This window comes from Rhodobacteraceae bacterium M382 (assembly GCA_025141015.1).
Taxonomy (GTDB): Bacteria; Pseudomonadota; Alphaproteobacteria; order Rhodobacterales; family Rhodobacteraceae; genus Aliisedimentitalea; species Aliisedimentitalea scapharcae.
On record CP081098.1, the window covers coordinates 1,259,386 to 1,271,650 of the forward strand.

The following is a 12,265-nucleotide window of genomic DNA, read 5'->3' on the forward strand; positions in this document are numbered from 1 at the left end:
CCGGGATGCAAAGCAAAAAACCCGGAAAAATGCCCGGGTTTTTCATGTGAGCGCAAAAAATTCAATTCGAAGAGACGCGAACCTCTTCCAGCGGATAGGCCAGGCTGTCCTGGTCGGCCCAACCGATGTGGCAGTCATGGCAAAAGCTCTGTTTGAACTTCATCGGTTTGCCATTGGGTTGGATGCCACCATACAGCCAGTCATCTGTTTCAGGCGCGCCGCCGGCGGCCAGTTTGGTCATCAGAAATAGGGGGCCGATGCGCGCCGCCTTTTTCTTCTTGGAGATGGTAATGCTTTCTTTGGCCAGAACAGATCCAGCAGGCATTTTGACGCCTTGCTCTTCGAACTTCAGATATTGTTCGGCTGCGATCGGGTTGGCAAATGTCTGCAACAATCGGTTGCCATGTGGTCCCGCCACGGCGGGGCGCGTGCTGCTGATCGTCCAGTTGCGATAATTTTGTGCGACCTTGTTGCCCTGTTTGGAATAGCCGGTGACCATGGCGTCCTTCATGCAATCATACAGTGCCACCACCTGCGCCTCTTCCAGATCAAAGGCAGATTCGACGTCCACCGGACAATCGGCCGCTTGGGCAGCAGCACCACCCAGCAGAACAACAAAGGTAGCTGCGGAAAACGTGGTTGCGTGGTTCATTTCTGGACCCTCCCGTGGGATGTGTTGCGCCTGATGCCTCAGCGTTGGCGCAAACGGCGATCATATCAATCCGCAGAGAGGACACGATTTTACACTTGAGGGTGACGGGTGCGTGAGACCAGCGAAACCTGACGGACGGAGAGGGGGGCTACACCATCGGCATCATGCCTTGGGGTGCGTGCGTTGATAGACTTCCATCAGATGGGCCGTGTCGACGGCTGTATAGGTCTGGGTGGTCGACAGAGAGGCGTGTCCCAGCAGTTCCTGTATGGCGCGCAGGTCGCCGCCTGCTTCGAGCAGATGCGTTGCAAAACTGTGCCTTAGCGCATGTGGGGTGGCTGTTGACGGCAATCCCAGCTGCGCCCGTGTCCGGGCCATAACGCCCTGAATTATGCGAGGATTGAGCGCACCACCGCGAATGCCGCGAAACAACGGGTCCTCGGGTTTCATGGGATGCGGGCACAGACGCAGGTATTTGTCCACAGCGTCACGCGCGGCTGGGAGCACCGGCATGATCCGTTCTTTGTCGCCCTTGCCGATGATGCGCAGCACGGGTGGCAATGGGGCGTCCTGACCTTTCAGGCCCAGGGCTTCGGAGATGCGCAGCCCACAACCATAGAGAAGAGTGATCACCGCAAGATCCCGAGCCGCAACCCAAGGACGTTCAGACTGAAGCTCGACGGTGTCCAGAACCGCGCGGGCGGCGTCCTGTGCCAATGGCCGGGGCAGTTTTTTGGTGAATTTGGGGGCGCGGGTCGACAGCACGGCGGTGGGTTCGAACCCTTCCCGCTCAGCGAGCCAGCGGTAGAAGGTCTTGACCGCGGACAGCTTGCGGGCCAGTGATCGTGCGCTCAGACCATCGGCGCGGGACCGGGCCATCCAGGCCCGCATATCAGATACGGATATGCGCGAGATCGCAGCCAGCCCCTGTTGGCCGCCGTGGTGATTGGTCATGAACCCCAGAAAATCGATCACATCGCTGTTGTAGGCCGCAATCGTGTTTTCAGACGCGTCGTTCAGCGCGGCCTGTCCAGTCAGCCATGATTGTAGTGCATCCCGGCACGCCGGGGAAATGAGAGGGGGAGGTGTTTGGCTCACGACAGCCAGTGGCGCATCGACCGTTCGAAGACGCCAGCAAAGAAGGTGAGAAGATCCGTGCCCTGTTGCGGAGAGAAGTGGTGGGGGTCTTCGGCACCCATTACCAGCAGGCCGGGCAAACGCCCGTTGCCCAGATCCAATTTGAGGCAGGCTTCGGACCGGATCCAACCGGCTTTGGGTCCATAAATTCGCTCAGCACCGCTTTGGATCTGGCGCAGGGTGACCTGGCGGGACCGACCATTGCGATCCTGGGTCAGAAACCCGTCGATGAAACCTGGGGCGGCAACGCGCAAAACCCCGTCAAGCCGCTGAACGGCAGGGTCCTGATCATTCTGGACGGATTCCAGCACCAGCGATATGGCGTCAACCCGCAGAGTTTCGGCAACTTCGCCGCCGAGATCCCGTAGGAAGGTTTCGAACTCCATCGGATCCAGCATGCGCAGTATGGCACGGTGGATCTGATTGGTGCCGGCCAGGTTTTCATAGGCCGCAGCAATGACCGAACGATGGGTGTCTTCGAGCCGGTCCAACCGCGCTTCGAGACGGTCCATTGCGATGCCGCGCAGGTCAATGATGTTGCCGCCCATGATGCGTTCATTGGCAGCAATCAACGCGTGCATGATCGCCTTGTCATCCAGAACAGCGTCTGGTTTGGCAATGATCGCATCGCGCAATGTATCTTCCAGTTTCGGGCTACTGCTCATGTCTGCCTCTGTTCGTCTTTTTTCTGGTTTATAGCACGAGTTTCGGGCTTGGCTGCCGGAAAATTCCCGCGGAATGGTAAATTTTGGGTAAATCTGGGCTCTGATGACCAGGGTTTCACCTGCGACCGCGGCGCTCCCGCCCGGTTTTGCTGGATCAGAGATCCATCAGGCCCGGTTGGGCCGGGCGCATCGCACCAGGGCGCGATGCGTGCGCTGAATGGGGAGGCCGGGAGTTCGATCCGACAAGGGGGACAGCGCGGCAAGCCGCGCTGCCAGGCCCAAGGCCCGAGTAAGCCCGGCGAAGCCGAGGTTGCGAGGGGCACGGGAGGCCCCCGTTCTTGTATCGCGCGTCAAACCTCGCGCGACGAACTCCAAGCGCCTTTGGTTCAGAGGATCTTGATATCGGCCGCTTTGATGTCCGCCAAAAAGGCGTCCAGCCCCTTGTCGGTCAGCGGGTGGTTGATCATAGATTTGATGACCCCAGGAGGTGCAGTCATCACATCCGCGCCCAAACGTGCGCTGTCCAGAACGTGGTTCACGCTGCGGATCGACGCAGCCAGGATTTCGGTGTCAAACCCGTAGTTGTCATAGATGGTGCGGATGTCGGCAATCAGCTCCATACCGTCCAGGTTGATGTCATCCAGACGTCCGATGAACGGCGAAATAAATGTCGCGCCTGCCTTGGCTGCCAGCAGCGCCTGGTTGGCGGAAAAACACAGAGTGACATTCACCATGTGACCATCGTCGGTCAGAGTTTTGCAGGCCTTGAGCCCGTCCCAGGTCAGTGGCACCTTGACAGCAATGTTGTCCGCGATCTCGAGCAGTTTGCGCCCTTCGGCGATCATGGTCGCGGAATCGGTGGCTGTTACTTCGGCGGACACAGGCCCTTCAACCAGATCACAGATCTCCTTGGTGACTTCGATGATGTCACGGCCGGATTTCTTGATCAGCGACGGGTTGGTGGTCACGCCGTCCACCATGCCCAGATCGTTCAGCTCGGCGATTGCGTCGATCTCGGCGGTATCTACGAAGAATTTCATGTGGCAGTCCTCTGAATGGGTTGGCCTTGGTCGCGCCAGCCTTTACCTCATGTAGGTGAACGGGACAACAAGGCGGATAACGTGAGCGGGCAGGCGGCCACACAAGAGTTCTTTCATCAAGGTGAACGGGTTGGCGTTCTGACGACGCAACCCCTTGATCGGCTGTTGGATTACCGTGCACCCGAAGGCGGCTGCTTCCTGGGGGCCTATGTCGAGGTGCCGTTGGGTCCGCGCAAGGTGATCGGGGTGGTTTGGGGCGCAGGTGCCGGAGATTTCGATTCGGCCAAATTGCGGTCCGTGATCCGGGTGCTGGATGTGGCCCCCATGCGTCAGGAAATGCGCCAATTCCTGGGGCGGGCTGCCGATTACACGCTGACCCCGATGCCTGCGATGCTGCGGCTGGCGACCCGCGCCCCTGGATTGAGCGACCCTCCTTCGATGCGCAAGATCCTGCGGCGGGGCGACAAAGACCCGGATCGGCTGACGGATGCGCGCACCCGGGTGCTGGAGGCCATCGAACACTATGGCGGCCTGGCCTTTACCACTGGCGAGCTGGCCGAGATGGCCGGGGTGACACCTTCGGTGGTCAAGGGTTTGGTCAAACTGGGGGCCCTGCGCGAAGAGGATACCCCGCGCGACGTTCCTTACCCCACCCTGGACCCGCAGCTGCCGGGCAAAGAGCTGACGCAGGATCAGGCCGATGCCGCAGGCCAGTTGGCCGAAGGCGTGGCGTCCGGGGCCTACGGCACCACGCTGCTCAAAGGGGTGACGGGATCGGGCAAGACCGAAGTCTACCTCGAGGCCGTGGCGGCCTGTCTGCGCAAAGGGCGGCAGGCGTTGGTGTTGTTGCCCGAAATCGCGTTGACCGCCGAGTTTCTGACACGGGTCGAGGCCCGATTTGGCGCACGCCCCGCCGAATGGCATTCTGGTGCCACCATGACCGAACGACGCAGGGTCTGGCGTATGGTCGGACAGGGGGGCGCGCAGCTGGTTGTCGGCGCGCGCTCGGCGCTGTTCCTTCCGTTTCGGGATCTGGGTTTGATCATTGTCGACGAAGAACATGACACCTCCTACAAACAAGACGATGGGGTTTTGTACAACGCCCGCGACATGTCGGTGCTGCGCGCGGCGATGTGTTCGGCACAGGTGGTGCTGGCGTCGGCCACGCCATCGCTGGAAAGCTGGACCAACGCCGAGGCCGGAAAATACACCCGCCTAGATCTCAAATCCCGGTTTGGCGTGGCCGTCATGCCAGAGATGCGCGCGGTCGATATGCGCAATGAACAGATGCAACCCGCGACCTGGATTTCACCGACCCTGCGTCAGGCGATGCGCAGCCGGTTGGAGAAGGGTGAACAATCCCTGCTGTTCCTGAACCGGCGCGGTTTTGCGCCTGTAACCCTGTGTCGGGCCTGTGGCCAGCAGGTGGCCTGTGATCACTGTGATGCGCGCATGGTTGAGCATCGCTTCTTGAAGCGCCTCATGTGCCATCAGTGCGGCGAGACCAAACCGCTGCCCGAAGAATGCCCGTCCTGCCATGTTGCTGGCAAGATGGCAGCCGTCGGGCCCGGCATCGAACGTCTGGGAGAAGAGGCCGCCGGGGTGTTCCCCGAGGCACGGATCGCGGTGTTGAGTTCGGATCTGTTCGGATCGGCAAGGGCGCTGAAACAACGGATCGAAGAGATAGCTGCTGGAGAGGCCGACATCATCCTGGGCACCCAACTGGTGGCCAAGGGACACAATTTCCCTTTGCTCACGCTGGTCGGGGTGATTGATGCGGATCTGGGTCTGCAGGGGTCGGACCTGCGCGCCGCCGAGCGCACGTTTCAGCTGATGCGCCAAGTGGCGGGTCGCGCTGGCCGGGCAGAACGCCCCGGTCAGGCGTTGCTCCAAAGCTTTCAACCCGAACATCCGGTGATCCGTGCAATCCTGTCCGGTGATGAGGAGAATTTTTGGCGCGCGGAGGCCGCCGAACGTCATGCCGCCGGGGTGCCGCCATTTGGACGAATGGCCGGGATCATCCTGTCCGGTGGTGATGTGGCGCAAGTGTTCGATCTGGGGAATACGCTGGCACGCAACGACGGCCCCCTGCGTCAGATTGGGGCGCAGCTTTTTGGCCCGGCCCCGGCCCCGATTGCCCGTATTCGTGGGCGTCATCGGGTGAGATTACTGGTCAAGGCGGCCAAAGGCGCGCCGATTCAGGACGCGGTGTCGCGCTGGCTGGCCCCTATTCGGCTTCGTGGGGATTTGCGGTTGAATGTCGACATCGACCCGCAAAACTTCTTTTGAGAAGAAAAGGCGGGGGCGCTGCCCCCATCGCCTTTGGCGATTCCCCCGGGATATTTAGGGCCAGATGAACAAAGGATCCCTTCTTCATCTGGCTGGAAATATCCCGGAGCGCGAGGCAGAGCCTCGCCAATCTCTTAGGCCGCCACAGGCTCACCGCGCTGGTCGACCAGAAAATCGGTGATCATGGCACCGACCCACATAAAGAACAGCGCGGCCCAGGCGGTGCCCACAAAAATCGACCCACCGGTTACGCCCGCACCGATGGCGCAGCCGCCAGCCAACATGCCACCGAATCCCATCAAAGCGGCACCGATCATTGCCTTGCGCATGGTGACTGGGCCGTCAAAGGCCTGGATCTTCATTTCTCCGGCCAGCCCCGCCGAAATCATCGCGCCAATGAACACACCTGGTACCAGGCCCACGTCGAATTCCAAGATGGCGTTGCGGTCGAGGAAATACATCAGCGTGTGGGCTGAGGGGCCGGTAAACGTGGCGCTTTCGATTTGAACCGGGTCAAAGGCCACCTGGGACAGCCCGTAGGTCAGAACCCACCCCAGAGCCACGGCAAAGCCGACGCCAGAGGCAAAGATCAGCCGCGACGCGCCGATTTGATGTTTGCGGGCCAGAATCAAGGCCAGAACGGCAAAACCGGCCCCGATCAACAGCCCGGCATAGGAGGGCAGGCCAACCGTAGCGAGCAAGTCCATGTTGCGCCCGCCGTCTGTCACCCAAAGCATGGCCAGCCTGTCACGAACAGGTGAAAGTATTCCAGTGAGGCTCATCTGTGCCACGACGGCAAAAATCATGCCCGAGACCACCGAGCGCAGGTTGCCGGTCGCTGCCAGTACCAGCAATCGCCCGGAACAGCCCCGCGCCAGAACCATGCCAGCACCAAACAGCAAACCTCCGATCACCGCGCCGGACCAGCTGCCGGGAACCGCCATCATGCGGGCATCGGCGCTTTCCATCAGCCCCAGCAGCTGCGCGCCCTGCACCCAGACCATTGCAGTCGAGAAGGTGAGGAACCAGACTGCGACCTTGTCCTCCATCTTGCCACGGGCAAATTCGACGGTGGCGGCGCGCAGACAGAACCGCGACCGTTGCGCCGCGATGCCGAACACGATGCCGGTGATCAGCCCGAACAGCGCAGCCGTCGGCGCTTCGCCGATGCGTTCGACCAAGGTCACGAGATCCATGGGTCCCTCCATACATGCATTGATCGCAATGTATTTGTGTGAAGGGGATGTCTCCTTGATCCAGATCAGGTCAGGCGAGGTCAAGGCAGGGCAGGGGCGACAGGCGCGCCACAGCGGGCAAGGTCATGCCTCGTGCTGATTTTCTGAGCAAAGATCCGGTCGTCGTGTGAGGTCAACGTCTATTGACGTTCTTGCTTGTGGCGAGAGCCCTACTTTGGAGATGGCGCATGGAGAACCTGCGTCTGGCGTTCGTGATCAAGGCTGTACCGTCTCGGAGCCTGCGGCGATCAGCGCCGCCATGCCGCCATCTATGAAGGAGACATTCTCGAAACCCATCGTGGTCAAGACGTTGGCCGCCGCAGCGCCCCGATAGCTTGGAGCGCCACCACAGGTCGTGAAAATGCGCCTTGAGCGATCTTGCAACTCTGGAGATCTGTAGTCACTTTCCAGGTCCGCCATCCAGGCAACAGCGCGACCGGGCGCAGGAAGCGCGCGTGGGTTGATCCCCGTTGTTTCCATTTCAGCCGTATCTCTGACGTCGACGATCAATATGTTGGAGTCCGCTTCCATTGCAGACAATGCGTTGGCTGGTGAAATCGGTTGAGCGTTGGAAATCTCTTGGGTCTCCATTTGCGCAAATGTCAGTGCCATCTTGCGGTCCCCCCTATCGGTTTCTGCTCAAACACTAACACTTTATGACTGAGCGACAAAATTTTACCCTCCCAGGGACCTGCCGGCCCAGATGCCCAGACATCGAAATGTACGGGTTTGATGTGGCAACACCCTTGCTCCCGCCCGGACTTTTAAGCGGCTTCCCGCAAAATTGCTGCTGAGGGGCACAGGCGGGGCAGAGCCCCGGTATCTAGCCGGTCCAAACACGCTCCTGTTTACGCACGGGTGCCGATTTCGTGTAGTGTAGGGCACCGTCAGGTCAGGAGATGCACATATGAAACGCTTGTTCCCCTCTCTGCAAGAGACTGCGACTTTGGGCAGTGTCTTTCGCAGATTTCCCGCAAAGCTTGGGCCATTGGTGGCACAGTTGAATCTGGTTATGCGCGGTGAAAGTGACCTGACCATTGCGCAGCGTGAATTGATCGCGGCCTATGTTTCGGGATTGAATGCCTGTGCATTTTGCCATGGGGCGCACAGTGTTCATGCTCAGGCATTCGGGGTTGATGTGGGCGTGATCGAGGCCGTAATCCAAGACCCCCTGTCAGCGCCTGTAGACCCGAAGCTCAGACCGATCCTGTCCTATGTGTCCAAACTCACACGGACTCCGGCTATGATGATCGAAGAGGACGCCAAGGCGGTATATGATGCAGGTTGGTCCGAGGACGCCTTGTTCGATGCAGTTCAGGTTTGCGGGTTGTTCAACATGATGAACCGTATTCTGGAAGGAACCGGTATAACCGAATACTATCTCGATCCCGAGAACGTCGAAGAGCATCAGCTCGCGCCGTTGCGAAGCGAGGAGTGTTATACGGAATTCGGGCGTCAGAACGGCGTAACCGACTGAATGCACTGGTGGGATATGCACATCGACCGTGCACCGCAAAAGGCGCGCAGGTCCGTGTGGTGGGGATCTGGGCCCGATCATGGAGTTCTCCGGGCGGTGTCGCAAATATCTCTGCGCATGGGTGCAGACCGGCTGTGCGTCGCCTGATTTCCCCTATCCAACTTCCCGGGACAGGCGTATGTGCGAAGGATGACCCAGTTCGTTCCTCTTGCCCAAGCCAAGGACCTGCCGCTGTGGCGCAGGCCAGTAGCTCTGTTGTTTGTGACAGCCATGGCCATGCCAATTGCGTTTTACGCCTGGTATGCCCTGCTGAACAATTTTGTCATCGAAGCTGCAAATTTCGATGGGGCCGATATCGGCCTGTTGCATACGGTACGCGAAATCCCCGGCTTTGCCGCTATTGGGGTGATCGCCATTCTGTTGTTTGTACGCGAACAGGTGTTGGGGCTGGTGTCGCTGGCGCTGTTGGGAGTCGCCACGGCCTTTACCGCCTGGTTTCCGCATCTGACCGGCATTCTGACGCTGACATTCCTTAGTTCGCTGGGGTTTCATTATTTTGAGACGGTAAATCAGTCGTTGCAGCTGCAATGGTTGCCCAAGAACAAGGCCCCGCAGATGATGGGCTGGCTGATGGGGGCAGCATCGGCGATGACGTTGGTGGTGTTCGTGCTGATCGTGCTGATGTGGGAAACACTGAACCTGTCTTATAACATCGTGTTCATGGTGGCGGGCGGCGTAACTGCGTTGATCGCGCTGGGCAGTCTGGTCGTCTATCCCCAGTTTGAGGCCGAGGTGGTCCAGAACAAGACGATGGTGCTGCGCAAGCGCTATTGGCTGTATTATGCGCTGCAGTTCATGTCCGGGGCGCGGCGTCAGATATTTATGGTATTTGCCGGGTTCATGATGGTCGAGCGCTTTGGCTTCGAAGTCCATGAACTAACCAGCCTGTATCTGATCAATCTGGTGATCAACATGATTGCCGCACCGTTTCTGGGCAAAATGGTCGGTCATTTCGGTGAACGCCGTGCGCTGATCCTGGAATATGTCGGGCTGACCATCGTGTTCCTGGCCTATGGCGGGGTGTATTGGTTTGGATGGGGCGTCATGCTGGCAGCGTTTCTGTATGTGGTCGACCACATACTGTTTGGCTTTGCACTGGCGTTGAAGACCTATTTCCAGAAGATCGCGGATCCTGCGGATATTGCTCCTACGGCGGCCGTGGCTTTTACGATCAACCATATTGCGGCAGTGTTTCTGCCAGTGGCGTTGGGGTTGTTATGGGTTGTGTCTCCGGCGGCGGTGTTCGGGTTGGCGGCCTGTATGGCGCTGACCTCGCTGGGGTTGTCGATGCTGATCCCGCGCCATCCTGAGGCAGGCAATGAAACGGTGCTGACCAAATACGCACCGGCACCGGCGGAATAATGGCCGCCGTGCAGGAACAGCAGGGGCGGTTCCTAACCGGATCGACCATGGGGCATGTGGTGCGCATGACCTTGGCCGGGGCGATGGGGATCACCTTTGTGTTTCTGGTGGATGCGGCGAACCTGTTCTGGATTGCCAAGCTGGATCAGCCGCGTCTGATGGCCGCCATTGGGTTTTCCTTTGCCATTCAGTTTTTGTCGGTCAGTTCGGGGATCGGGTTGATGATCGCGGCCACGGCGTTGATCTCGCGCGGGATTGGCGCGGGCAAGCGCGGGTTGGCGCGACGACAGGCGACCAGCGTCGTAATTCTGGCGTTTGTTGTGCAAAGCCTGGTTGGTCTGGTAATTCTGGTCTTTCGTCATCAAATCCTGGCGCTGTCGGGGGCGACCGGGGAAACCGCCGCGCTGGCAGCGCGGTATCTGGCCATGACCGTTCCGACGCTGGGGGTTATGGCGGCGGGGATGATTGCCAGCGCCGCCCTGCGGGCCGAAGGCGATGCGATGCGGTCGATGTCGGTGACGCTGGCCTCGGGTGGGGTGGCAATGATTATCGACCCGATCATGATCTATGGGCTGGGCATGGGGCTGGATGGTGCGGCCATTGGCGTCGTGGTGTCCCGGTTCATCATGCTGGGCGTGGCGATCTATTTTGCAACTGTCAGCCACGATCTGCTGGCCCGCCCGCGCAGGCGGGACTGTTGGGGGAGCTTGCGGCCTTATTTCATCATAGCCGTCCCGGCGATCATGACCCAATTGGCCACGCCGGTCGGAAACTACGTGATGACTGCTGTCATGGCGCAATTTGGCGACGACGCAATGGCCGGATGGGCGGTGGTCGGGCGGCTGACCGTGGTGGCCTTTGGCGGCATCTTTTCGCTGGCAGGGGCCATTGGTGGCATTTTCGGTCAAAACTTTGGCGCACGGAATTACGAGCGGGTGCGGTGCACCTATCGCGACGCGGTGATCTTTGGCCTGATCTATACGATTGTAACCTGGGCCATACTGGCCCTGAGCGGACCCATGATCGGGCGGGCGTTTGCGCTGGAGGGGCTGTCGATGCAGGTCCTGACGGCCTTTACCACGATGGGGGCAGGCGGGTTTGTGTTTGCCGGCCTGTTGTTCGTGTCGAATTCCGCCTTTAACGCATTGGGCAAACCACGCCGCGCCACGGCGACCAATTGGATACGGGACGGGCTGCTAACCTTGCCGATCGCAATTGGATTGGCGGCCTGGTTCGGCGCAACGGGTGTGATCTATGCCCAAGCGGTGTGCTCGATGCTTGTGGGGCTGGCTGCGTGCTTGTGGGGGTGGCATTATGTGACCTGTCTGAACCGGCAGGCCCTGCCGCCGCTTGACCTTGCCCCGCCGCGTCCTTACGCGAATGCTGACAGATTTCGGAGACGCTGATGCCTACCTTTACTGCTTTGACCACCCTGCCCGGAAAAGCCCCCGCTGAAAAGCTGGGCGAAGCCATGGAGCGCCTGATCCCGGAACCCACCGGAATCGGAGTGTTCGAGGTCGAAGATGGATCAGGTCTGTGGGAGGTCGGTGCCTATTTCACCGAAACCCCTGACGACACCGCGTTGGCGGTTCTGGCGGCTGCCTTTGGGGCCAAACCCTTTGTGGTGTCCGAATTGCCCGAAACCGATTGGGTCGCCCATGTAAAGCGCGAATTGGCTCCCGTGGAGGCCGGTCGGTTCTTTGTCTATGGCAGCCATGATGCTGACAAGGTGCCCGCCGACAAGATCCCGTTGCTGATCGAGGCGGCCATGGCATTTGGCACCGGGCACCACGGCACGACATTGGGCTGCCTCCTCGCGCTCGATCATCTGATCGACCAGGGGTTCAAGGCCGACAGGCTGGCCGACATCGGATGTGGTACAGCTGTTCTGGCCATGGCTGGTGCGCGGGTGTGGGATGGGACGTTCCTTGCGTCCGACATCGACCAGGTCGCCGTCGATGTCGCGGTGGCGAATTTGGACGCCAATGGTATGGCCGGAGCCGTGCAATGTCTGGAGGCGGCAGGCTTTGATCACCCGGATCTGCAAGCCCATGCACCTTATGATCTGGTCTTTGCCAATATTCTGAAAGGCCCACTGGTCGCATTGGCACCGGACCTCACTGCGCATCTGCGCCCGGGGGGATATGCCATTTTGTCAGGGATTCTGAACGAACAGGCCGAAGACGTGACAAATGTCTATATTCAGAATGGAAACAATCTTGTCCGTTCTCAGGAAATTGGTGATTGGACGACGCTGCTTTTGCAGAAGAAGGCATGATTTAGGCAAGTTTTAGGGGCATTTTAGGCACTTGCCCCATTTCTGCCACAATTCAATCTCAGTTTTATGC

Annotated in this window: 11 protein-coding genes; 5 read left to right on the plus strand and 6 right to left on the minus strand. The window is 59.6% G+C overall.

Translation table 11 applies throughout. The features are described 5' to 3' along the window. Positions 1 to 61: 61 nt before the first annotated feature. The 4 genes from K3727_05710 to fsa form a co-directional block, all read right to left on the minus strand. Entirely contained in the window at positions 62 to 652 is a 591-nt protein-coding gene (locus K3727_05710) for a cytochrome P460 family protein (protein UWQ92294.1), read from the minus strand. 162 nt (positions 653 to 814) lie between these two features. Next, positions 815 to 1,750 (minus strand): tyrosine recombinase XerC, encoded by a 936-nt coding sequence (locus tag K3727_05715; protein ID UWQ92295.1) that lies wholly within the window; start codon positions 1,748 to 1,750, stop codon positions 815 to 817. Further along, on the minus strand, positions 1,747 to 2,454 hold the full coding sequence (locus K3727_05720; protein ID UWQ92296.1) for a DUF484 family protein: 708 nt from the start codon (positions 2,452 to 2,454) through the stop codon (positions 1,747 to 1,749). Before K3727_05720 ends, K3727_05715 begins: the two co-directional genes overlap by 4 nt. A gap of 386 nt (positions 2,455 to 2,840) precedes the next feature. After that, positions 2,841 to 3,494: a fructose-6-phosphate aldolase gene (gene fsa, locus K3727_05725; GenBank protein ID UWQ92297.1), complete on the minus strand. Its 654-nt coding sequence runs from the start codon at positions 3,492 to 3,494 to the stop codon at positions 2,841 to 2,843. A 15-nt stretch (positions 3,495 to 3,509) separates the two neighbouring features. On the opposite strand from fsa, the gene K3727_05730 reads away from it, so the two are divergent. Further along, the gene (locus K3727_05730; GenBank protein UWQ92298.1) at positions 3,510 to 5,783 is read left to right on the plus strand and encodes a primosomal protein N'; all 2,274 of its coding nucleotides are present in this window, start codon (positions 3,510 to 3,512) and stop codon (positions 5,781 to 5,783) included. Between the two features lie 134 nt (positions 5,784 to 5,917). Here K3727_05730 and K3727_05735 read toward each other — a convergent pair whose 3' ends face one another. After that, positions 5,918 to 6,979: a YeeE/YedE family protein gene (locus K3727_05735; GenBank protein ID UWQ92299.1), complete on the minus strand. Its 1,062-nt coding sequence runs from the start codon at positions 6,977 to 6,979 to the stop codon at positions 5,918 to 5,920. A gap of 255 nt (positions 6,980 to 7,234) precedes the next feature. Then, the gene (locus K3727_05740) at positions 7,235 to 7,630 is read right to left on the minus strand and encodes a hypothetical protein (protein ID UWQ92300.1); all 396 of its coding nucleotides are present in this window, start codon (positions 7,628 to 7,630) and stop codon (positions 7,235 to 7,237) included. Between the two features lie 295 nt (positions 7,631 to 7,925). Between K3727_05740 and K3727_05745 the strand changes: the two genes are divergently transcribed. The 4 genes from K3727_05745 to K3727_05760 all read left to right on the plus strand — a co-directional run bounded on the left by K3727_05745 (position 7,926) and on the right by K3727_05760 (position 12,195). Next, a complete protein-coding gene (locus K3727_05745) occupies positions 7,926 to 8,495 on the plus strand; it encodes a peroxidase-related enzyme (protein ID UWQ92301.1) in 570 nt (189 codons plus the stop codon). Positions 8,496 to 8,684: 189 nt separating this feature from the next. After that, complete coding sequence (locus K3727_05750) at positions 8,685 to 9,917, plus strand: MFS transporter (GenBank protein UWQ92302.1); 1,233 nt, start codon at positions 8,685 to 8,687, stop codon at positions 9,915 to 9,917. Positions 9,918 to 9,964: 47 nt separating this feature from the next. Beyond that, positions 9,965 to 11,323: an MATE family efflux transporter gene (locus K3727_05755; GenBank protein UWQ93279.1), complete on the plus strand. Its 1,359-nt coding sequence runs from the start codon at positions 9,965 to 9,967 to the stop codon at positions 11,321 to 11,323. Continuing rightward, the gene (locus tag K3727_05760; protein UWQ92303.1) at positions 11,323 to 12,195 is read left to right on the plus strand and encodes a 50S ribosomal protein L11 methyltransferase; all 873 of its coding nucleotides are present in this window, start codon (positions 11,323 to 11,325) and stop codon (positions 12,193 to 12,195) included. Before K3727_05755 ends, K3727_05760 begins: the two co-directional genes overlap by 1 nt. Positions 12,196 to 12,265 lie beyond the last annotated feature (70 nt).

Bases quoted from the DNA above. Each gene is read 5' to 3' on its own strand.
- K3727_05750 (UWQ92302.1), top strand. From the start codon at position 8,685: ATGACCCAGTTCGTTCCTCTTGCCCAAGCCAAGGACCTGCCGCTGTGG.
- fsa (UWQ92297.1), bottom strand. From the start codon at position 3,494: ATGAAATTCTTCGTAGATACCGCCGAGATCGACGCAATCGCCGAGCTG.
- K3727_05755 (UWQ93279.1), top strand. From the start codon at position 9,965: ATGGGGCATGTGGTGCGCATGACCTTGGCCGGGGCGATGGGGATCACC.
- K3727_05745 (UWQ92301.1), top strand. From the start codon at position 7,926: ATGAAACGCTTGTTCCCCTCTCTGCAAGAGACTGCGACTTTGGGCAGT.
- K3727_05760 (UWQ92303.1), top strand. From the start codon at position 11,323: ATGCCTACCTTTACTGCTTTGACCACCCTGCCCGGAAAAGCCCCCGCT.
- K3727_05730 (UWQ92298.1), top strand. From the start codon at position 3,510: ATGGGTTGGCCTTGGTCGCGCCAGCCTTTACCTCATGTAGGTGAACGG.
- K3727_05735 (UWQ92299.1), bottom strand. From the start codon at position 6,979: ATGGATCTCGTGACCTTGGTCGAACGCATCGGCGAAGCGCCGACGGCT.
- K3727_05740 (UWQ92300.1), bottom strand. From the start codon at position 7,630: ATGGCACTGACATTTGCGCAAATGGAGACCCAAGAGATTTCCAACGCT.
- K3727_05720 (UWQ92296.1), bottom strand. From the start codon at position 2,454: ATGAGCAGTAGCCCGAAACTGGAAGATACATTGCGCGATGCGATCATT.
- K3727_05710 (UWQ92294.1), bottom strand. From the start codon at position 652: ATGAACCACGCAACCACGTTTTCCGCAGCTACCTTTGTTGTTCTGCTG.